23 protein-coding genes are annotated in these 21,681 nt (G+C 36.3%); all 23 read left to right on the top strand.

Features of this window, described 5'->3' with window-relative positions:
• Nucleotides 1-39 precede the first annotated feature (39 nt).
• The 23 genes from LJD61_RS00235 (at nucleotide 40) to nusA (ending at nucleotide 21,657) form a co-directional block, all read left to right on the top strand.
• Nucleotides 40-2,043 carry a chemotaxis protein CheA gene (locus LJD61_RS00235; protein WP_255225494.1) on the top strand — a complete coding sequence of 668 codons (2,004 nt, stop codon included), beginning with the start codon at nucleotides 40-42 and terminating at the stop codon, nucleotides 2,041-2,043.
• 12 nt (nucleotides 2,044-2,055) lie between these two features.
• Entirely contained in the window at nucleotides 2,056-2,490 is a 435-nt protein-coding gene (locus LJD61_RS00230) for a chemotaxis protein CheW (RefSeq protein ID WP_255225493.1), read from the top strand.
• Between the two features lie 24 nt (nucleotides 2,491-2,514).
• On the top strand, nucleotides 2,515-3,129 hold the full coding sequence (locus LJD61_RS00225) for a chemotaxis protein CheC (protein ID WP_255225492.1): 615 nt from the start codon (nucleotides 2,515-2,517) through the stop codon (nucleotides 3,127-3,129).
• A 1-nt stretch (nucleotide 3,130) separates the two neighbouring features.
• A complete protein-coding gene (locus LJD61_RS00220) occupies nucleotides 3,131-3,616 on the top strand; it encodes a chemotaxis protein CheD (RefSeq protein WP_255225491.1) in 486 nt (161 codons plus the stop codon).
• A gap of 12 nt (nucleotides 3,617-3,628) precedes the next feature.
• Nucleotides 3,629-3,964, top strand: a complete 336-nt coding sequence (locus LJD61_RS00215; RefSeq protein ID WP_255225490.1) for a hypothetical protein — start codon at nucleotides 3,629-3,631, stop codon at nucleotides 3,962-3,964.
• Between the two features lie 25 nt (nucleotides 3,965-3,989).
• Complete coding sequence (locus LJD61_RS00210; protein WP_255225489.1) at nucleotides 3,990-4,736, top strand: sigma-70 family RNA polymerase sigma factor; 747 nt, start codon at nucleotides 3,990-3,992, stop codon at nucleotides 4,734-4,736.
• Between the two features lie 63 nt (nucleotides 4,737-4,799).
• A complete protein-coding gene (locus LJD61_RS00205; RefSeq protein WP_255225488.1) occupies nucleotides 4,800-6,473 on the top strand; it encodes a DUF342 domain-containing protein in 1,674 nt (557 codons plus the stop codon).
• 12 nt (nucleotides 6,474-6,485) lie between these two features.
• Nucleotides 6,486-6,788, top strand: coding sequence for a hypothetical protein (locus LJD61_RS00200; RefSeq protein ID WP_255225487.1), 303 nt, complete (start codon nucleotides 6,486-6,488; stop codon nucleotides 6,786-6,788).
• A gap of 15 nt (nucleotides 6,789-6,803) precedes the next feature.
• Nucleotides 6,804-7,274, top strand: coding sequence for a DUF6115 domain-containing protein (locus LJD61_RS00195; RefSeq protein ID WP_255225486.1), 471 nt, complete (start codon nucleotides 6,804-6,806; stop codon nucleotides 7,272-7,274).
• Nucleotides 7,261-7,722: a hypothetical protein gene (locus tag LJD61_RS00190; protein ID WP_255225485.1), complete on the top strand. Its 462-nt coding sequence runs from the start codon at nucleotides 7,261-7,263 to the stop codon at nucleotides 7,720-7,722. The genes LJD61_RS00195 and LJD61_RS00190 overlap by 14 nt, the downstream gene beginning before the upstream one ends.
• 232 nt (nucleotides 7,723-7,954) lie before the next feature.
• Nucleotides 7,955-8,653, top strand: a complete 699-nt coding sequence (gene rpsB / locus LJD61_RS00185; RefSeq protein ID WP_255225484.1) for a 30S ribosomal protein S2 — start codon at nucleotides 7,955-7,957, stop codon at nucleotides 8,651-8,653.
• Nucleotides 8,654-8,732: 79 nt separating this feature from the next.
• A complete protein-coding gene (tsf, locus tag LJD61_RS00180; protein ID WP_255225483.1) occupies nucleotides 8,733-9,644 on the top strand; it encodes a translation elongation factor Ts in 912 nt (303 codons plus the stop codon).
• 105 nt (nucleotides 9,645-9,749) lie between these two features.
• Nucleotides 9,750-10,463: a UMP kinase gene (gene pyrH / locus LJD61_RS00175; RefSeq protein ID WP_255225482.1), complete on the top strand. Its 714-nt coding sequence runs from the start codon at nucleotides 9,750-9,752 to the stop codon at nucleotides 10,461-10,463.
• Between the two features lie 3 nt (nucleotides 10,464-10,466).
• Nucleotides 10,467-11,024, top strand: coding sequence for a ribosome recycling factor (frr, locus tag LJD61_RS00170; protein ID WP_255225481.1), 558 nt, complete (start codon nucleotides 10,467-10,469; stop codon nucleotides 11,022-11,024).
• Nucleotides 11,025-11,030: 6 nt separating this feature from the next.
• On the top strand, nucleotides 11,031-11,231 hold the full coding sequence (locus LJD61_RS00165) for a hypothetical protein (RefSeq protein ID WP_255225480.1): 201 nt from the start codon (nucleotides 11,031-11,033) through the stop codon (nucleotides 11,229-11,231).
• A gap of 84 nt (nucleotides 11,232-11,315) precedes the next feature.
• Nucleotides 11,316-12,038: an isoprenyl transferase gene (locus LJD61_RS00160; RefSeq protein ID WP_255225479.1), complete on the top strand. Its 723-nt coding sequence runs from the start codon at nucleotides 11,316-11,318 to the stop codon at nucleotides 12,036-12,038.
• A 12-nt stretch (nucleotides 12,039-12,050) separates the two neighbouring features.
• On the top strand, nucleotides 12,051-12,857 hold the full coding sequence (locus LJD61_RS00155; protein ID WP_255225478.1) for a phosphatidate cytidylyltransferase: 807 nt from the start codon (nucleotides 12,051-12,053) through the stop codon (nucleotides 12,855-12,857).
• A gap of 9 nt (nucleotides 12,858-12,866) precedes the next feature.
• Complete coding sequence (locus LJD61_RS00150) at nucleotides 12,867-14,024, top strand: 1-deoxy-D-xylulose-5-phosphate reductoisomerase (protein ID WP_255225477.1); 1,158 nt, start codon at nucleotides 12,867-12,869, stop codon at nucleotides 14,022-14,024.
• A 5-nt stretch (nucleotides 14,025-14,029) separates the two neighbouring features.
• Complete coding sequence (gene rseP / locus LJD61_RS00145; protein WP_255225476.1) at nucleotides 14,030-15,040, top strand: RIP metalloprotease RseP; 1,011 nt, start codon at nucleotides 14,030-14,032, stop codon at nucleotides 15,038-15,040.
• Between the two features lie 28 nt (nucleotides 15,041-15,068).
• Nucleotides 15,069-15,707 (top strand): glycosyltransferase family 2 protein, encoded by a 639-nt coding sequence (locus LJD61_RS00140; RefSeq protein WP_255225475.1) that lies wholly within the window; start codon nucleotides 15,069-15,071, stop codon nucleotides 15,705-15,707.
• Between the two features lie 31 nt (nucleotides 15,708-15,738).
• Nucleotides 15,739-19,983 (top strand): PolC-type DNA polymerase III, encoded by a 4,245-nt coding sequence (locus tag LJD61_RS00135; RefSeq protein WP_255225474.1) that lies wholly within the window; start codon nucleotides 15,739-15,741, stop codon nucleotides 19,981-19,983.
• Between the two features lie 198 nt (nucleotides 19,984-20,181).
• The gene (locus LJD61_RS00130; RefSeq protein WP_408614655.1) at nucleotides 20,182-20,601 is read left to right on the top strand and encodes a ribosome maturation factor RimP; all 420 of its coding nucleotides are present in this window, start codon (nucleotides 20,182-20,184) and stop codon (nucleotides 20,599-20,601) included.
• A gap of 12 nt (nucleotides 20,602-20,613) precedes the next feature.
• A complete protein-coding gene (nusA, locus tag LJD61_RS00125; protein WP_255225472.1) occupies nucleotides 20,614-21,657 on the top strand; it encodes a transcription termination factor NusA in 1,044 nt (347 codons plus the stop codon).
• Nucleotides 21,658-21,681: the final 24 nt, after the last annotated feature.

Genomic DNA, 21,681 nt, shown 5'->3' with positions numbered 1-21,681 from the left:
CTGGTAACACAAAACTTACTATATATGGAGGTATGACAAATGGATATTAATCAGTATCTGGAAATTTTCATAGAAGAAGCTCAAGAGCACTTGCAAAATCTAAATCAAAATCTTTTAGGACTTGAAAACAATCCAAACGATAATAATCTTCTAAATGAAATATTCAGATCAGCTCATACTTTGAAGGGTATGGCAGGTACAATGGGATTTAATGCTATAATGAATCTTACCCATGAGATGGAGAATATACTGGATGAAGTTAGAAATGGAAGATTGACGATCAATTCGGGAATACTGGATGTTTTGTTTGAGTGTTTAGACTTTTTAGAAGGATCTGTCAACTGCATATCAGAAACCGGCAAAGAGATGGATAAAAATATTGATCCTCTGAAGAATAAGTTGAACAATATTATTTATAATAAGGACTTGCCGGCCCATGAAAGGCAGGATGCCGATAACAGCGTTGCTATATCTAATTTCGCGTTAAATCAGTATGATGAAAATATAATTGTACAAGCCTTAGCTCAGGGAATGAAGGTATTTAAAATTGAGGTTATTTTATCAAAAGATTGTATGCTTAAATCCGCCAGAGCTTTTCTTGTATTTAAAAGCTTGGAAAAATATGCTGAAGTCTTTAAGTCCTTCCCTTCAGTAGAAGATATAGAAGATGAAAAGTTTGATAACAATTTTAAGTTGGCAGTGATCACCAGTGAAGGCAAAGACAAAGTAAAGGATGACCTTATGTCTATATCTGAGATAGATGAGATTGTGATTGAGGAACTGAAGGAAGTGACGAAAGCCTTCGAAGCTTCCTCAAAAGAGGTTGCAGTTGCAGAGGCTGAGCAAGTTGAAGAGAACAAGGAAGATTCAGAAGAAGCTCATGCAAAGAAGAATAAAATAGGCAAAACGGTCAGAGTAGATATTAATAGATTGGACAATCTCATGAACCTGGTGAGCGAACTGATAATCATCAAAACTAGGCTGGAAGGCGTTGATTCCGACACGAGAGATCAAAATATGACTGAAGCTGTTGAATATTTGGAGAGAATTACAACAAACCTTCATGATGCTGTAATGAAGGTAAGAATGGTACCCATTGAAAGGGTATTTAACAGATTTCCGAGAATGGTAAGAGATTTGTCAAGAGAGCTTGGAAAAGAGGTTAACCTGCATATCAGCGGGGAAGAAACTGAATTAGACAGGACGGTCATAGACGAGATTGGAGATCCTCTCATACATTTAATAAGGAATGCCATTGACCATGGTATTGAAGATAAGCAGGAGAGAATAAACAATAAGAAAGTTCCGGCGGGAAGTGTTGCGCTGAGAGCATTTCAAGACGGCAATAGTGTGGTTATTGAAGTTGAAGACGATGGTAAAGGCATTAATGTTAGTAAAGTCAAGAAAAAAGCTGTTGAGAATAAGTTGATCAGCCAGGCGGAAGCTGGTGCATTGAATGAAAAGGAAGCAGTCGATCTACTTTTCAGGCCAGGCTTCAGCACTGCCGATGTAGTATCAGATGTTTCCGGCCGAGGTGTAGGACTGGATGTAGTGAAAACAAAAATAGAATCATTAGGAGGAACTGTAGAAGTAGAAACTTCAGCCAATGCAGGCAGCAAATTTATAATAAGACTGCCTTTGACCTTAGCTATAATTCAAGCGCTTTTGGTAACCATAGGAAGCGAGAAATATGCTATACCTTTAAATTCAATAAAGGAGATCACTTCAATTGAAAAAAATAGCATAAGAATTGTACAAGGACAAGAAGTGATACTGTATAGAAATGGAGTTCTCCCTATTGTAAGGCTGTCCCATGTTCTTGATGTAAAAGATGATGAAAAGGATTCAAACGAATTGACTGTAGTAATAGTAAAAAAAGGAGAGAAAAGCTCCGGCTTTATAGTAGACAGCTTGATTGGTCAGCAAGAAATAGTGATCAAATCTTTAGGAAAGTATTTAGCGGGTATAAGGAATATTGCAGGTGCAACAATATTAGGAGATGGACAAGTAGCGCTTATTATTGATTCAAATTCGATGATTTAAGGGGGGAGCCATATGAATTATACCGATAAAAACAATCAATTTGTTGTATTTGAATTAGACAATGAAGAGTATGGAATAGATATACTGCGAGTGAAGACTATAGAAAAAATGAGCAATATAACAAGAGTGCCTAAAACTGCATCATATATTAAAGGTGTGATAAATTTAAGAGGCGAGATAGTCCCAATCATTGATTTGCGTGAGAAATTTAATTTAGATAAAAAAGAAGAAAGCGAAAATACAAGAATTATCATCGTATATGTTGACGATATAAATGTAGGATTAATCGTTGATTCGGCTTCAAAGGTCATCGAAATAAGCAATGATATGGTCGAATTGCCTCCGGAATCCTTAGGAAATACTGAGCAAAATAACATATATGGTATAGGAAAACTGGATGACAAAATAATCACTTTGTTGGATGTAAAAAAATTGCTTAATGTTTAGATTATTGGTTTGGGGGATGAGCTTATGTCAATTAGTATTGCCGATTTGAACAGTCAGCAGATTGATGTATTAAAAGAAATTGGTAATATAGGCGCTGGCAATGCAGTTACAGCACTGTCAAAGATGGTATCTAAACGCATAGACATGAAAGTTCCTATAGTGAATATAGTTGAATTTAAAGAAGTAGCAGAGCTGGTAGGCGGGCCGGAAATGTTGGTTTCAGGAATTTATTTTAAAGTTAGCGGTGATATTACAGGCAGCATCATGTTCCTCATTGATAATGATTCTTCACGCACTTTAATTAATTGGCTCATGGGCAAAGATGAAACCAATGCGGATCTGGATGAAATTGAGCTTTCTGCATTAAAAGAAGTAGGCAATATATTAGCAGGCTCGTATCTATCGTCTCTATCCACCTTGACGGGGCTTTCTATGACAGTTTCGATCCCTTCGCTTGCCATAGACATGGCCGGCGCAATAATGAGCGTGCCTGTTATTCTGTTTGGACAGGTAGGCGACCATGTTCTTTTAATTGAGACTGATTTTATCGAAGGAATAAATCGGGTAAAGGGTAACTTTTTTCTAATACCGGATGAACAATCTTTTGAAATTTTGCTTAAGAGTCTAGGAGTAATATGATATGGCGGAAGTTATTAAAGTTGGAATGGCCGATTTAAATTGTGTCTATCCTCCGGATGCTCTCATCACCCTTGGGTTAGGTTCATGCGTGGGTATTTGCCTTCATGACAGGGAAACCAAGATATCGGGTATGGTTCATATAATGCTTCCGTATAGCCATCAAATAAAAAATAACAGCAATCTAGCTAAATTCGCTGATACAGGTATTGCTAAACTGTTGGATGATATGCTGAAAATGGGGGCCAAAAGATCCAAAATCGTGAGTAAAGTAGCAGGCGGAGCACAAATGTTCAACTTCAATGATACCAGCGACATAATGAGAATTGGTGCAAGAAATGTAGTGGCAGTAAAAGAAACCTTGAAAAATTTTAATATACCTATATTAGCTGAAGATACAGGCGGGAGTTACGGAAGGACTATAGAATTCTCTTCCGATACAGGACTCCTTTTGGTCAAGACAATTGGACACGGAATAAAGCAGATATGATTGGAGTTAAATATGAATATTGTTGAAATACTCCCTATTTTACTTGTAATTATAGGATTGCTTATAAATATAATATTCGGTTTGGTATATAAAACTAATTTTATTGTTCTGATGGTCAAAAGCATAATCTTGATAATAAGCCTGTCAGCTTGTGGTATTTCTATATCTAATGTACTGAAAGGAAATGGCAATAAACGCAGAAAAGATGAAAATGCTAAAACGCAGCCTTCTGTATTTGAAGCGCATATTCCTTCAATTACTCAGGATGAATATAAAAGTCTGAATGATGAAGATGAAGAATTTCAAGAAATGAATCCTGCTGCTTTATATAAGAAAAATACTGTATAAATAAACTTCCTTGCGGAGGTATGAGATGGAGATAAATGTCCTATGGGAAAAGTATTCAAAAAATAAAGACCAGGCAGTAAGAGAAGAACTTATATTGCATTATGTATATCTGGTTAAATACATAGCCGGAAGGCTTTATACCAGCTACAATAATGCTGTTGAATATGATGATTTGGTTAGCTATGGTATGTTTGGGCTGATTGATGCAATAGACAAGTTCGAATTGAGCCGTGGTGTTAAATTTGATACATATGCTCACCTGAGAATAAGAGGTGCAATTATTGATTATTTGAGAGAAATCGATTGGATTCCGCGTTCTGTAAGACAAAAGGCCAAGGAACTGGAAAAGGCTTATTCTGAAGTAGAAGTGGAGAAGGGCAGCAATGCTACCGATAAGGATATAGCCCAGAAGCTTGGAATATCTGAAGCTGAACTGCAAAAAAGGATGCAAAGCCTGGCATCTTATAGCGTTGTATCTCTTGATGAATACCTGGATCAATATAGAGAAGAGTTTGCAGATGCTGACAATGATAACGGCAGCAATCCCACCGATAGACTTGAGGCCGAAGAATTTAGAAAGAGTTTGGCGGGAATAATCAATGCTTTGCCCGAGAAAGAAAAGAAAATAATAACACTTTACTATTTTGAAGAGCTTACATATAAAGAAATAGGAAGAATACTTCAAATTTCTGAATCAAGAGTGTCTCAATTACATACAAAAGCGATATTTAAATTAAAAGTAAAGCTGGAGTCATATTTTTCTCAGATTTAATTAAATGCTTAGAAAATTTTATTAGAGCTTGTTGTGAATTAAATTTAGTAAGGAGTTGATATTGTGACTGACAATTCAGTAGTTCTAGAAGGTAAAAACCTGGCAAAGCTTATATCGGAAGCAGAAGAACATTTTAATGTTGATAAGGATTTTATAAAGGTTGAGATTGTAGAAGAAAAAAAATCTCTTTTCGGCAGTTACTACAAAATCAGAGCCTCATATGAGCATAATACTGAATTGAAAGACTTGGAAAGGCTAATAAGCAATATAGAAGAAAAACTGATGGTTTCTAATGCCGATGCTGCCTCTGCAGGTTCAGGGAGTGAAGGCATATTGATTGAAGAGAACGAAAAAAAAGCTGATTGTGAGTATGAAATTTCAGTTTCCTCAGATGGTATGGAGGCACATATAAAGATATACCCTCCCGTTGGGGGCGGCAAAGAGCTCGATAAAAAAAGTCTTTATCAAGCATTAGAAGCAAGCAATATTAAAAGCGGAATATTACATAATGAGGTAGAAAACCTTGCTGACCATAAAATATATAATAATTCAGTTATGATTGCTAAAGGAAAACCTCCTATACCAGGCAACAATGCAAGCTTAGAATATCATTTTGATATTTCAAAGGATAAAAAGATGTTCATAACAGATGACGGAAGAATAGATTATAAAGAATTATCCTTAATAAAAAATGTAAATGAAGGCGATCTTCTTGTTACAATGACACCTGCTTCAAAAGGTATAAACGGTGAAGATGTATATGGCAATGAAGTTAAGGCAATAGATGGGAAAACAATAAATATGCCTAAAGGAAAAAATGTGACCTTGAGCGAAGACGGATTAAAGCTTATCTCTATGATTAACGGAGAGGTTAAGATTGTAGAAGGAAAAGTAAATGTTTTTCAAGTGTATACAGTAGATGGAAATGTTGATAATTCCACAGGAAATATTAGATTTTTAGGCAAAGTGATCGTAAAGGGAAATGTGATAACCGGGTTTACCATAGAAGCGGATGAAGATATTGAAGTGTTCGGGGTAGTAGAGGGCGCCAAGATATGTTCCAAAGGCAATATAGTTTTGCATAGAGGTATCCAAGGCATGAATAAAGGAGAGCTTGTATGCGAAGGGGATCTGATTGCAAAGTTTATTGAGAACAGTAAAGTATATGCAAAGGGAAATATTCAGACAGATGCAATAATGCATAGCATCGTTTATTGCGGTAAAAAGCTTGAAGTTAAAGGGAAAAAGGGCCTTCTTGTAGGCGGAGAAATAAGGGTATCCGACGAAATTAAGGCGAAAATTATAGGTTCTCCTATGGCAACCGTTACGGAAGTAGAGGTCGGCATGAACCCTGATGTAAGAAAGAAATATGAAAGCTTAAAAGCTGAGCATGCTAAGAATGCTGAGAATTATACAAAACTCTCTCAAGTTGTTGATTTGCTTACGAAGATGAGCAAAAAAGGGGAGCTGGACGATGACAAAAGGACTATGATGAATAAATCAATCGTTCTTAAATTACAAACGCAAAATACGATAGAAGGGTTAAAAAGAGAAATACAGGAAGTAGAAACCTATATTGAGGATATTTCCAACGGAAGAATCAAAGTGGAGAACATAGTATATCCGGGTACAAAAATTACGATTGGCAGCAATTCCATGTTTGTAAGGGATCAGATACAGCATGTGACTTTTTATAGATCGGCTGGAGAAATAAAAATAGGCTCTTTTGAGCCATAAGGTGGTAATATTATGTCAATAAGATCCGTAGACTTTCAGATTCTTATACCGAAGGCTCCCGAGATTCAGAAAATGAGGCATGTAGAAAATGAGAATCAAAGGGTTAATCAACATATTAATATCATTGAGGACTCAAACAAAAAAACCAAGGAATTAAAGCAGATCAACAAAGCAGATAAAGCATACAAAGCCAGGATCGATAAGGATGGAAAAAACGGCAGATCCAAAAGCGGTGATGGAAATAGTGAAAAAGAAGATAAAAAAGATAAAAGAAGTAAAAGTCCCACAGGGTCAAGAATTGACATTTTAATATAAATGGTGTGTGATATGATGAATTATATTAATTATTTATTAACAATTGTTGGAATAGGCATGATAATCATATCCTTGTTCTTAATAGCTTCTGACAAAATCAGAGGAGAAGGAATTTACTATGATTTATATATGAAAGAACAGGAAATAAAAAAGGCCATAGCGGATGCTGAAGAAATAGTCGGCGAATTGGTATATACTTCTGAGGTTGTCATTAATGACATTGAAGAGCATATCAGCAGCATCAAACAATCTTATAGTAACAATGAAAAAGAAATAAACAAGCCAGCTGCTAATATAGACGAGAGCAGAAAGTCGAACAAGGATGTTCCCGCTCCGCCAAAGACAAAAAAAGAGAAAGATATATTAGATTTATTCAGCAAGGGCATGAATGCTGATGACATAGCTAAAAAGCTTCAGATAGGCAAGGGAGAAGTATCATTAATATTGTCTTTAAACAGTGGGGTTAAGAATAATGAAATCATATGATATAAAAGGCATAATTTTAGGTATCGGAATAGGGTTGGTGCTGTCATCAATCATAAATATAAATATTAATAGCAGGGCTTTGACTGATGATTTTATAAAAGCTGAGGCTTCTAAAAGAGGTTTTATGATAGTCAATCCTAAAGATTTAATCGATAAGGGCCAAATAAGTGAAAAAAACAGTACATATGAGGGCGAGAAAATGAATGAACAATCAGATGAAACGGAAGAAATCGAAGAAGTAGAGATTAAGATTTTCAAAGGGTATGATTCTTACAAAACGGCAGATGTTCTCGCAGAACATGGATTGATCGATGACAAAAGCGGATTTATGGATAGATTATATAAAAGAGGAAAAGATGATAAGATTCAGTATGGGAGCTTCATATTAAAAAAGGGTATGAGCTATGATGATATAATCGATGTGATCACTAAGCCTAAAAAGCAATAGACGTATTGGGAATGAATAAAATGTTTTAAAGTGGCAAACCTAAAAAAGGTTTCTGTTGATATGCATTAAAAAAGAAGATATTTGGCACAATAATTTTATTGCCAATAAAGGCTATATATGCTATACTACAATATGTGAAAAATCACACATAGCTTGATTGCCTAAAGGGTGCAGAAATGCTTTTAGGCAAGAGGACGGCTATGGAGGAAAAAACCGCAGGAGGTGACATATAATGTCAGTAATTTCTATGAAACAATTATTAGAGGCTGGTGTTCATTTCGGGCATCAGACAAGACGATGGAACCCTAAAATGGCTGAGTTTATCTTTACTGAAAGAAATGGCATTTATATCATAGACCTTCAGAAAACTGTTAAAAAAGTTGAAGAAGCCTATGAATTTATTAAAGAGGTTGCCGCTTCAGGAAAGAGTATACTTTTTGTTGGGACTAAAAAACAAGCTCAAGAGTCAATTGAATCCGAGGCAATAAGAAGTGATATGTACTATGTAAATCAGAGATGGTTAGGCGGTATGTTGACCAACTTCAAAACAATCAAAAAGAGAATCGAAAGATTGAATGAGCTTGACAGGATGGAAAATGACGGCACTTTTGAAGTTTTACCGAAGAAAGAAGTTATCAAGCTTAGAGCAGAAAAAGAAAAGCTGGAAAAAAACCTTAACGGTATAAAAAGCATGGATGAACTGCCGGGAGCAATATTTATCGTTGACCCAAGAAAAGAAAAAATAGCTATTCAGGAAGCCCACATATTAGGAATTCCGGTTGTTGCAATTGTTGATACAAACTGCGACCCAGAAGAAGTTGACTATCCTATACCGGGTAATGATGACGCAATAAGAGCAGTCAAGCTTTTAACTTCTAAGATTGCAGATGCTGTAATAGAAGCAAGACAAGGCGAACAGCTAGCAGAATAATGATAATGCGGTAAGGGCCGGAGTTCTAGTTTTTCTATCTCCAGCCCTTACCTTTAATAATGTTTAGGAGGAGATTAATATGGTTGATGCTTCAACTGTGAAAGAACTTAGGGAAAGAACCGGAGCAGGGATGATGGATTGTAAAAAAGCTCTGGTTCAAACTGATGGCGATATGGAAAAGGCAATAGAGTTTTTAAGGGAAAAAGGGTTGGCTGCTGCTGCCAAAAAGGCAGGCAGAATAGCGGCAGAAGGTTTGGTTGGTACATACATCAACGATGAAAATAAAATAGGTGCAATTGTTGAAGTCAATTGCGAGACAGATTTTGTTGCCAAGAACCAAGATTTCATTGATTTTGTGAATTCCATGGCTAAAATTGTTGTAGATAAAGAATTGAGCAGCCTGGAGCAATTGAGCGAATCAGATTATAACGGAATGAAAGTTAGCGAAGCGCTTAGCTCCTTGATTGCAAAAATTGGCGAGAACATGGCAATAAGAAGGTTTGAGAAGTTTTCTGCAGATAACGGTGCTGTTGTATCCTATATACATGGCGGTGGAAGAATAGGAACATTAGTTCAATTAGACAGTTCAATAGTTAATGATACATTGATAGAATTAGGTAAAGATATTGCAATGCAAGTTGCAGCAATGAACCCCTTATATATTAGCGAATCTGATGTGCCTGGCGATTATATAGGAAAAGAGAAAGAAATATTAAAGGTTCAAGCAATAAATGAGGGTAAAAATCCTGCAGTAGTTGAAAAAATGATCGAAGGAAGGCTCAAAAAGCAGCTGAAAGAAATTTGCTTATTGGATCAACTGTTTGTAAAAGATGGGGAAAAAACTGTTGCAAAGCTTTTAGCCGATAAATCAAAGGAAATTGGTGCTGATATTTCAATTTCCAGATTTGTTAGATTCGAAAAAGGCGAAGGCATACAAAAAAGAGAAGATAATTTTGCAGAAGAAGTAATGAGCCAGATGAAAAATAAATAAATTACAATTGAAAATAGAGAACACTCTGTGTTCTCTTTTTTTCTAAAACCAGAAGGATTTTTATGCTTAGTGTAGAAATTTTAGCTTAATCGGAGGTATAATCTTATGCAATCAATAAAATATAAAAGAATAATTCTGAAATTAAGTGGTGAGGCTCTAGCCGGTGTAAAAGATTTTGGATTGGATCAAGATACCATTGAAAGCATAGCCGAAAAGGTTAAAGAATTAGCCGCTATGGGAGTTGAAGTTGCCATAGTAGTGGGAGGAGGCAATTTCTGGAGGGGCAGAAGCGGGAAAGGAATGGACAGAACAACTGCGGACAATATGGGAATGCTCGCAACTGTAATAAATGCCCTGGCTTTGCAGGATGCGATGGAAAGAATAAATATTGCTACCAGAGTGCAAACTGCTATAGAAATGAGGCAAATTGCTGAACCTTATATCAGACGAAAAGCCATAAGGCATTTAGAAAAAGGAAGAGTGGTAATCTTTGCATCAGGCATTGGAAATCCATATTTTTCAACTGATACAACTGCTGCATTAAGGGCTGCAGAAATCGAGGCAGAAGTAATTCTCCTGGCTAAGAAAGTTGATGGGGTATATGATTGCGACCCGGTAGAAAACAAAAATGCTAAAAAATATGAAGTTCTTTCATATATAGATGTTATAAATAAGGGTTTAGGGGTTATGGATTCAACGGCTGCTTCCCTTTGCATGGATAATAAGATACCTATTATAGTATTTAATTTAAATAACCCGGATAACATTATTAAGGTTATAAAAGGTGAAACAATTGGTACAATAGTAAAGGAGGATTAATTCATGATTAAGGAGATTCAAAGAACAGCAGAAGAAAAGATGGCCAAAACTATAGCTATCTTAAAAAAGGATTTGGCTTCTTTAAAAGCAGGACGCGCTAATCCAGCTATGCTGGATAGAATCAGTGTAGAATACTATGGTGTAGAAACACCGCTGACTCAGCTCGCAAACATAGCTGCCCCGGAACCAAGGGTCATGACTATACAACCTTGGGACTCTAAGTCGGTTCCCTTGATCGAAAAAGCAATATTAAAATCAGATCTTGGAATTAATCCATCAAATGATGGGAAAATTATCAGGCTTGTAGTTCCGCAATTGACAGAGGAGCGAAGAAAGGACTTAGTAAAAGTAATTAAGAAAATGGGTGAAGAATCAAAGATTGCAGTAAGAAATACAAGAAGAGATGCGATCGAAAGTTTGAAAAAATTAAAAAAAGATGTTAAAATAACTGAAGATGAACTGAAGAAAGCTGAAGAGGAAGTACAGAAATCTACGGATAAAGCAATAAAAGATATAGATAAAATCCTTGAGGCTAAAGAAAAAGAAATTATGGAGGTTTAATCAATATTGCCCGAAGGTGTTTTACTTATTGGCTATAAATTGGATGAGGCATTGCTAAGGTTGCCTCATGATAAAGAAATAATTGTTGAAGTAACAAAGGCTCCATCAAAGGATGGATGCAACGATTCTGTTTACTCAAATCCTGTTGTTGTAAAACACAATGAAAGTGAAAAAAGGGTTGTTTTAACTGTAAGTTATTTTAGATAAAAATACCCCTCATTTTGAGGGGTTTTTTTTAGACATATATTTGTGTAAAATATAGGTAAGTATATTTTTCGGAGGCATATAGATATGAATACGCAAAGGGTAAAAAAGCTGCCTGAGCACGTTGCCCTTATAATGGACGGAAATGGAAGATGGGCAAAGCAAAGAGGCTTGCCGAGATCTTTCGGACATAAAGCCGGTGTAGAAGCATTGAGGGAAATCGTGACATATTGCAGTGACATAGGAATAAAAATACTGACTGTCTTTGCCTTTTCTACTGAGAACTGGGCCAGGCCGGCGGAAGAGGTGGATTATTTAATCAATATTTTATTGGTTGAGTTTATGAAAAAAGAAATTGATGAATTGAACAGAAATAATGTTAGAATTAAAATATTAGGCGATGTCGAGGAACTTCCTTCTTCTACAAAAAAACAGATATATGAGTCGATTGAAAAAACAAAGCATAACACCGGCCTGCAATTTAATATCGCATTGAATTATGGGGGAAGAAATGAAATAATTGATGCAGTAAAGAAGATTGCCAGGATGACGTTATCCGGTGAGATTGACGAAAGTGATATAGATGAAGATCTGCTTTCAGGTTATCTTTATACTTCAGGTGATAAGGACCCTGATCTGATTATACGGACCAGCGGAGAAAAGAGGATAAGCAATTTTTTGCTGTGGCAGGGAGCTTATAGCGAGCTGTATTTCTCAGAGGTTCTGTGGCCGGATTTTAAAAAAGAAAATCTTATTGAAGCTATTGATGAATATGAAAAAAGAGACAGGCGCTTTGGCGGAGTAAAGTGATGGAGGATGTGTATGCTTAAGACAAGGATTATCAGTGCAGTTATCGGTTTACCGCTCATGATAAGCACTTTAATAATTGGCGGCAAATTTTTTTACCTATTTGTTTTTTTGCTTTCCGCAGTAGGATTGTACGAATACTACAGAGCATTCTCTAATACGGATTATAAACCAACACCGTGGATTGGATATTCAGTAACAATAATGTATTATTTTTTAATCTCAATCAGCTATAATTCCTTCATTACTCTTTCAATATTAATTTTTATAGCTTTACTATTAACTTTTTTGGATACCATAAAAAAGGGATATAATATATTAAATGTCGCTGTTACTGTCCTGGGAGTAATTTATGTATCATATTTATTCAGCAACCTTATATTCATATATAATAAAACAAGCGGCAATATCCTCGTTTGGCTGCCGTTTTTAACCGCCTGGTTTTCTGATACCGGTGCATATTTTATAGGCAGCTGCTTTGGCAAGAATAAGCTTTGCCCATCAGTGAGCCCTAAAAAAACTATTGAAGGTGCTGTGGGAGGTATAATAGGCAGTGCCGCAATCAGCACTTTAGCAGGTTTTATATTTATCAGGATGGGATATCAAATAAATATTATTCATTATTTGTTTATCGGATTGCTATGCGGCATTACCTCGATACTTGGGGACTTATCAGCATCTTCAATCAAGAGATTCTGCAAGATTAAGGATTTTGGAAACATTATACCAGGTCATGGAGGAGTGCTTGACAGATTCGATAGTATATTATTTACCGCACCCACTGTATATACATATATAACTATAATGAAAGAATTATTATAAGGAGAAGAGATGAAGAATATATCAATACTGGGCTCTACCGGTTCTATAGGATGCCAAACCTTGGATGTGATCAGAAATAATAGGGATGAATTTAATGTATGTGCATTAACTGCGAATTCCAACATAGATATTTTATATAAGCAAGTGCTGGAATTTGATCCTGATATAGTAGTAGTGGCAGATTATGAGAAATACAAGGAATTTAAGTCTAGCATCGCCTCTTATAATAAGCATATAGAAATATTGCATGGCGAAGACGGGCTGAACTGCGCTGCAACCTATGAAAAAACAGATATAGTAATGTCGGCCTTAGTAGGCATAGCAGGGTTGAAGCCTACCTATAGTGCAGTAGAAAAAGGTAAAACAGTTGCATTGGCAAATAAAGAGACCCTTGTGACTGCAGGCCGGATAGTAACAAATACGGCAAAGGAAAAAAATGCTTTTATCATACCGGTTGACAGTGAGCACTCAGCAATTTTTCAGTGCATTGATAGAAACAGAGAATTTATATCAAAAATTATACTTACAGCATCCGGCGGGCCTTTTAGAAAAAAAACTGCTCAAGAGCTTAAAGATGTCACCTTATCAGATGCACTGCAGCACCCCAACTGGAATATGGGCAAGAAGATTACAATAGACTCTGCAACTTTGATGAATAAAGGCTTAGAAGTTATAGAGGCCAGATGGCTGTTTGATATGGCAGCGCAGAATATACAAGTTTATATACATCCGGAAAGCATCATACATTCTATGGTAGAATTTATTGATGGAGCAGTTCTGGCCCAGCTGGGAGTGCCGGATATGAAGATACCTATACAATATTCGCTGACTTATCCTGAAAGAATCGTTGCGTCAGACAGCAAATTAGATTTTTCAAAGCATAATTCTCTCAGCTTTGGAGAGCCGGATACTGATAGATTTCCATGCCTTAAGCTTGCTTACGATGCTTTGCTGGATGGTGACAGCAGTTGTATAGCATTGAACGGGGCTAATGAAGTTGCAGTCAGCTTGTTCTTGCAAGGGAAAATCGGATTTACGGAAATCTATGATATGGTTGCAAAGGTTTTGGAAGGTCATTCAAAAATAAATATCAATAGCTTGGATGATGTATTTCAAGTTGATAATTGGTCAAGGAATGTTGCACTGGAATTGTATAAGAAGAGGTGAACTATATGACTTTTGGTAATTTTATATTAGCTATGCTTGTTTTTGTTGCGATAGTGGTTGTACATGAATTTGGTCATTTTATTATAGCTAAATTATCGGGGATAAGGGTTGAAGAATTTGCTATAGGTATGGGGCCTAAAATATTCGGCAGGCAAAAAGGGGAAACTCTTTATTCCTTAAGAGCCATACCTTTAGGCGGTTTTTGCAAGCTTACAGGTGAAGATGAAGCATCTTTAGATGCTAAGGCTTTTAATAATAAGCCGCTTATTGCGAGAATGGGAGTAATATTTTTTGGCCCGTTGATGAATTTCTTATTGGCTCTATTGATCTTTTCATTAGTCATTACACAAACACCGATAATCAATGAAGTCATTGCAGGGAAGCCTGCATACAATGCAGGTTTAATAAAAGGAGATCGGATTGTTGAAATAAACGGCAAAAAAATAGAAAACTGGGATGATATAAAGAAGAATATTTCAGAAAGCAATGGTATTCCCCTTAATATAACCATACAAAGAAAAAGTCAGGAAAAGAGTATCGTAGTCACGCCGGTTATTGAAAACGAAGCAGAGGGAGCAATTATTGGAATAACTCCTTCGCTTAAGATAAGCGGTTTGTCAATTAAAGAGGGTTTTGCTACTGCCATTGAAGTATCAAGATCAATGCTGGAATTTCTGCTGAAGCTTTTTACCGGTAAGGCATCATCTGACGAAGTGTCAGGCCCTGTCGGGATTATAATCTTTATCAATGAGGCTGCAAAGGTGGGTTTCTTGTATTTATTGAATCTAACCGCTTTCCTTAGCTTGAATCTATGTATAATAAACTTGCTTCCAATACCTGCTTTAGATGGCGGACGTTTAATGTTTCTGTTTATAGAAATGATCAGGCGCAAACCGATAGAAGCAGAAAAAGAAGGATTCATTAATTTTATTGGCTTTGTGGCGCTTATGATACTGGCAGTTGTGATTGCATACAAAGATTTGATCAAATTCAATTTATTGAATTTTTTCAGGTAGAGATAGCGAAAGAATAGGAGGAATAAATATGTCTGTTGCAGCAATTATTCCTGCATATAATGAGGAAAAAACCATAGGGGACGTTTTAGATATAGTATGCGATGTCCCAATAATAGATGAGGTCATTGTGATAAGCGACGGTTCCAGTGATGGAACAGTCAATTTAGCAAAGAGTTATGGAGTGAAGGTAATAGAACTAAAAGATAATATCGGTAAAGGTGGAGCAATAAAAGCAGGATTAAAAGAGTGTAAATCAGAGAATGTTTTATTGTTGGATGCAGATCTGATTGGGTTGAAAAGGGAGCATTTGCATGACTTGATTTATCCTGTGATTTTGAATAAAGCGGACATGACTGTAGGTATATTTAAGCATGGAAGAGCCGTTACTGATATTGCACAAAAAATTGCCCCCAATCTTTCAGGACAAAGGGTGATTAAAAAATATATTATAGATGAAATCGAAGACTTGGATTTTGTAAGATATGGGATAGAGGTTGCGCTGACAATCCATACGAATAAAAACTCATATAGAGTTGAAGAAATAGACTTGGAAGATATAACTCATCTGACTAAGGAAGAAAAGCTGGGCTTTATTCCTGGCTTTACTTCAAGATTAAAAATGTATAAGGATATTTTAAAGGTTTTAGGCAAATCCGTTAAACATTAAGCGGAAATATTGAAGAGTACCTGGTGATAAAATGCAAAATAAGACAAAATTAGAAAATAATTATATTGATGTATATAAACATATTTTTGATGTTCAAAAAATAAAGGTATATCCCAACAAAAGATCCTGGGAATTATATATAAGGACAAAGAAAGCTATTGAAATAAAGGAATTAGAGGCTATCGAAGTAAAGCTTGCCGAAAAATACGGCTTGTCACATGTAAGACTTATTTCAGGTGAGCTAAACTCTGAGAAGGATATTAAAAAATATAAAGATGATATAATCAATAAGGTTTTTGCAGAAAACCCCGGATTCGTAGGTTTCTTAAAGGACAGCAATATAGAATGTCATGATGCGAATATCATGGAAATTACATTAAACTCGAAGATTTCTTGTGATTTAATGAAGCAAAAAAAATTAGATGACATAATGGAAAATATCGCTTCAGATTTATATGGAATCCAGATAAATGTAAATTTGAAATACAAAGAAGAAAGCATTGATGAAGAAAGATACATAGATTTATTAGTAAAAGAAGAGGAAAGAATAATTACTGAAACATTAAAACAGCATGAAAGCAAGAATCCAGGGAAAAATGTTCAGGATATCAAAAAAGACCAAGTTATTTTTGGAAGATCGATTTCCGGGGCGGAAACGCCAGTTTCCATTGATGATCTAAATGAGGAATCGGGAAGGGTCCTTATCAAAGGCGATATATTTTATCAAGAAAGCAAAACATTGAATAATGGCAAAAAGATTCTAAGCTTTTATATAACTGATTATAAGGGCTCTATAACCTGCAAATTGTTTTTAAAGGAAGATCAGGATTTAGGAGACATGGAAAAAAAATTAAAAATAGGATCTAATGTGAAGATAAAGGGCGATGTCCAGTTGGATCCTTACTCTAAGGAAATTGTGCTGTATCCAATAGGCATTGTGAGTGCAGAAAACAATAAGAGAACAGATTCTTCTCCTGACAAAAGGGTAGAGCTTCATGCACATACCTCTATGAGTTCTATGGACGGCTTATCTTCCGCAACATTGCTGATAAAAAGAGCCAAGGAATGGGGTCATAAAGCAATAGCCATAACAGATCATGGAGTAGTACAAGCCTTTCCTGAAGCTTATGAGGCTTCAAAAAAATATGGGATAAAAGTATTGTATGGTGTTGAAGGATATCTGGTCAACGATGGAACTCCTGTAGTTTATAATGAGATTGCTTACGGCTTTGATGATGAATATATAGTATTTGATATTGAGACAACAGGGCTATCCAGCTCCAATGACAAAATAACCGAAATAGGAGCTGTTCTAATAAAAAATAGGAAAGTAGTATCCAAATTCAATTCTCTGATCAATCCTGAAATACCAATACCTGAAAAGATACAGGCTTTGACAGGTATAACGGATGCCATGGTTGCAAATGCCCCGAAAATAGAAAAAGTGCTGCCGGAATTTTTGAGCTTCGCAGGAAATAGGCCTTTAGTAGCTCACAATGCCATGTTTGATGTTGGGTTCATAAAAAATAAAGCTTCGGCGCTGGGTATTAAGATCGATAATCCTATTCTGGATACATTGCAGCTGTCAAGAAACCTTTTATCGATTAAAAGGCATAAGCTTAACAATTTATGTGATCATTTCGGCATTAAGCTTGATAATCATCATAGAGCCTCTGATGATGCAGAAGCGGCTGCTTTAATACTGATTGAATTGTTTAAAATTCTTGAGGATAGGAATATTCATTGCCTGTCTGATATCAATAACATGACCCAAGGCTCTGCAAATATAAAATCTGCAGAATCTTTTCATATTATTATTTTAGTCAAGAATTTTACGGGCTTGATAAACCTATATAAATTGATTTCAATTTCTCATCTTGATTATTTCTATAAGAAGCCAAGGATATTAAAAAGCATTCTATTGAATTATAGAGATGGATTGATCATAGGCTCTGCTTGTGAGGCGGGAGAGATATACAGAACCGTTATGAATAATGTTGATGAGAGCATTTTATTGGATAAGGCAAAGCTGTATGATTATTTTGAAATACAGCCTCTGGCTAATAATCAATTTCTTATAAACAACGGAACTCTTGATAAAAGCAGACTGATTGAAATAAATAAAAAAATATATGCTCTGGGCCGAAAGCTTAACAAGCCGGTTGTAGCAACCGGAGACGTGCATTTTATAGATCCTGAAGATGAAGTTTTCAGAAGAATATTGATGGCAGGTCAAGGCTATAGTGATGCCGATGAGCAAGCCCCTCTGTATTTCAAAACAACGGGGGAAATGCTTGAGGATTTTAATTACTTTGATAAGGAATCTGCTCATGAAATTGTCATTGAAAATCCGACGAAAATTGCAGGTATGATTGAGGATATCATACCAATACCGGAAGAAACCTTTCCTCCGAAAATAGATGGTGCGGAAGAACAAATCAAAGATATGACATTGCGCAAAGCTCATAGCATTTACGGCGATGAATTGCCTCAAATAGTGAAGGATAGATTGGATAAAGAACTGAATTCTATAATAAATAATGGATATGCCGTAATGTACGTAATTGCTCAAAAATTAGTAAGCAAATCACTGAAAGACGGTTATCTGGTCGGCTCAAGAGGCTCCGTCGGATCCTCTCTTGTGGCTACAATGTGCGATATAACCGAGGTCAATCCTCTTCTTCCTCATTACATATGTCCAGACTGCAAATATTCTTATTTCTTTACCGATGGGAGTATCGGTTCAGGTGCGGATTTGCCTGATAAGGATTGCCCGGAATGCGGCCAAAGCTTGATTAAAGAAGGCCATGATATTCCCTTTGAGATTTTTCTCGGCTTTGATGGGGATAAAGAACCGGATATAGATTTAAACTTTGCAGGAGAATATCAGCCTGTTGCTCATAAATATACCGAAGAGCTCTTTGGGAAAGGCCATGTTTTTAGAGCCGGAACCATTGGCACTATTGCCGAAAAGACTGCTTATGGCTTTGTTAAAAAATATTATGAAGATAAAGGGAAAAAATTGAATAATGCAGAAGCGAAGCGGCTCATTGCCGGATGTACAGGAATAAAAAGAACAACGGGCCAGCATCCCGGCGGTGTAATGATAGTGCCGTCTGATAAGGAGATTTATGAATTCACTCCAATACAGCATCCTGCAGATGACACGGATTCTTCTATTATAACTACCCATTTCGACTACCACTCAATAAGCGGGAGATTATTGAAATTAGATATCCTGGGGCACGATGTGCCTACCATTATACGAATGCTGGAGGATATAACCGGTTTTTCAGCACAAAATATAAAATTTGATGATAAGAAGACCATGAGCTTATTTACTTCGCCTGAAGCGCTGAATATCAGCCTGGATGAAATAGATTGCCAAGTGGGCAGCCTGGGGATTCCAGAATTTGGAACTAAATTTGTTCGGCAAATGCTGATGGATACCAAGCCAAGCACCTTTGCCGAATTGGTCAGAATAGCGGGTTTATCCCATGGCACAGATGTTTGGCTCAATAATGCTCAGGATATCATAAGAAGCGGTACAGCTACCTTAAAGGATGTTATATCGACAAGAGATGATATAATGCTGTATCTTATTCATAAGGGTGTGAAGCCTAAGACAGCCTTCAAGATCGCAGAGAGTGTCAGAAAAGGAAAGGGATTAAATGAGGAATTTGAAAATGCCATGCGGGAGAAAGATGTGCCGGATTGGTATATAAATTCCTGCAAAACTATTAATTATCTTTTCCCAAAGGCTCATGCAGCTGCTTACGTAATGATGTCTTTCAGAATTGCATACTACAAGGTCTATTATCCGGAAGCCTTTTATGCCACTTATTTTACTGTGAGATTAGATGATTTTGATGCCGATATATTTACCGGCGGGAAAAATTTGGTTAAGGCAAAATGGATTGAATTAGACAAATTAGGGAATAATGCAACTACAAAAGAAAAAAATCTTATGACGCTGGTAGAAGTGGTATATGAAATGTATTGCAGGGATATCAAGCTATTGCCTGTGGATTTATACAAGTCGGAGGCAGATAGATTTATAATTACCGAAGAAGGTATAAGACCGCCGCTAAGGACTTTGCAAGGATTGGGAGCCAATGCTGCTTTAAGTATAATTAAGGAAAGGGAAAAATGTCCTTTCATTTCCGCTCAGGACTTACGTGAGAGAACAAAGATATCTAAGACTGTTATTGAAATAATGAGGAGTCACGGATGTTTAGAAGGCTTGCCTGAAAATAATCAATTGAGCTTATTTTAAACTTGCATGAACATATAAACAATGTTATAATCATTCTGGACATAAACTTATTATTTTCAATTAGAGTGGGGCTTTCCCACTCTTTCCTATTATAAACAGATGTTATAGGGCTTTTTTTTCAGTGGGATCTAATTGAACTAACTATAGGGAGGAATTGCCTTGAAGAGAAAAGTAGAAGACATATTATATGATCTGAGCATGCCCATTTTAAACAAATACAAGTTTGAGTTTGTTGACATTGAGTATAAGAAGGAAGGTGGACAGTGGTACTTAAGGCTATTCATAGACAAAGACGGAGGAATTACTGTAGATGACTGTCAGCTGGTAAGCGAAGCTCTAAGTGACATGCTGGATGAAGTTGATCCTATTGAACATGCTTACATATTCGAGGTGTCTTCTCCCGGCATTGAAAGGCCTCTTAAAACAGAAAGGGATTATAAACGGAATTTAAATAAGGAATTAGAAATAAAATTTTACGAACCCTATGAAGGGAAAAAAGTGATCGAAGCCATATTAGTAGATTTTGATGAAAAAAAAGTTATTCTTGATTATAATGGGGAAAATATTGAAATTAAAAAAGACATTATAGCGATTATGAAGCCTTTGATTAAGTTTTAAGGAGGGTAATAAATGAATGGGGAATTTCTCCAGGCGATTGAGCAAATTGCAAGGGAAAAGGGTATAAAACAAGAGATACTGTTTGAGGCCATTGATGCGGCTTTAGTAACTGCATATAAGAAAAACTACGGGACATCCCAGAACGTAAAGGTGGCTATAAGCCGTGAAACCGGTGATGTAGAAGTGTATGCTAAAAAAACCGTGGTGGAAGCCCTGGAAGATGAACTTTTAGAGATCAGTATAGAAGATGCAAAAAGTATAAATAGGAATTATGAGATTGGTGATATTATTGAGATTAAAGTTACTCCAAAAAATTTTGGAAGGATAGCTGCTCAGACTGCCAAGCAAGTAGTTGTACAAAGGATAAGAGAGGCTGAACGAAGCAATGTTTATGAAGAATTCATCAATAAAGAAGACGAGATTGTGAATGGATTGGTTCAAAGAAAAGAAAAAAACAATGTTTTTATTGATTTAGGAAAAACTGAAGCCGTACTAGGACCAAACGAGCAAACACCTGGTGAAGCATATAATTTAGGGGACAGATTGAAAACTTATGTGGTCGAGGTGAAAAAGACCACCAAGGGGCCGCAGGTTATGCTTTCCAGAACCCATCCGGGACTGGTGAAGAGATTGTTTGAATTGGAGGTTCCGGAAATAAAGGATGGTATAGTAGAGATAAAAAGCATATCGAGAGAAGCTGGATCGAGAACTAAGATGGCAGTATTTTCTCATGATGAAAACATTGATGCTGTCGGAGCTTGTGTGGGTCAAAGAGGTCAGCGCGTACAAGTGATAGTGGATGAGCTTAGAGGAGAAAAGATAGACATAATTGAATGGAGCAATGATTTAACCATTTTTGTAGCCAGCGCATTAAGCCCTGCTAAGGTTATAAAAGTGAGCATTAATAAAGAAGAGAATACGGCTAATGTTGTTGTAAGCGATTCACAGCTTTCTTTGGCCATTGGCAAAGAGGGGCAGAATGCAAGGCTGGCTGCAAAGCTTACTGGCTGTAAGATTGATATTAAAAGTGAATCACAAGCCTTATCACTGAACTAACCCGTTCAATAATTGAATAGAGGT

The organism is Lutispora saccharofermentans (genome assembly GCF_024363565.1).
Classification (GTDB): Bacteria; Bacillota; Clostridia; order Lutisporales; family Lutisporaceae; genus Lutispora; species Lutispora saccharofermentans.
Note: the sequence above shows the minus strand (reverse complement) of the source record. Positions and strands in the feature narration are given on the sequence as shown.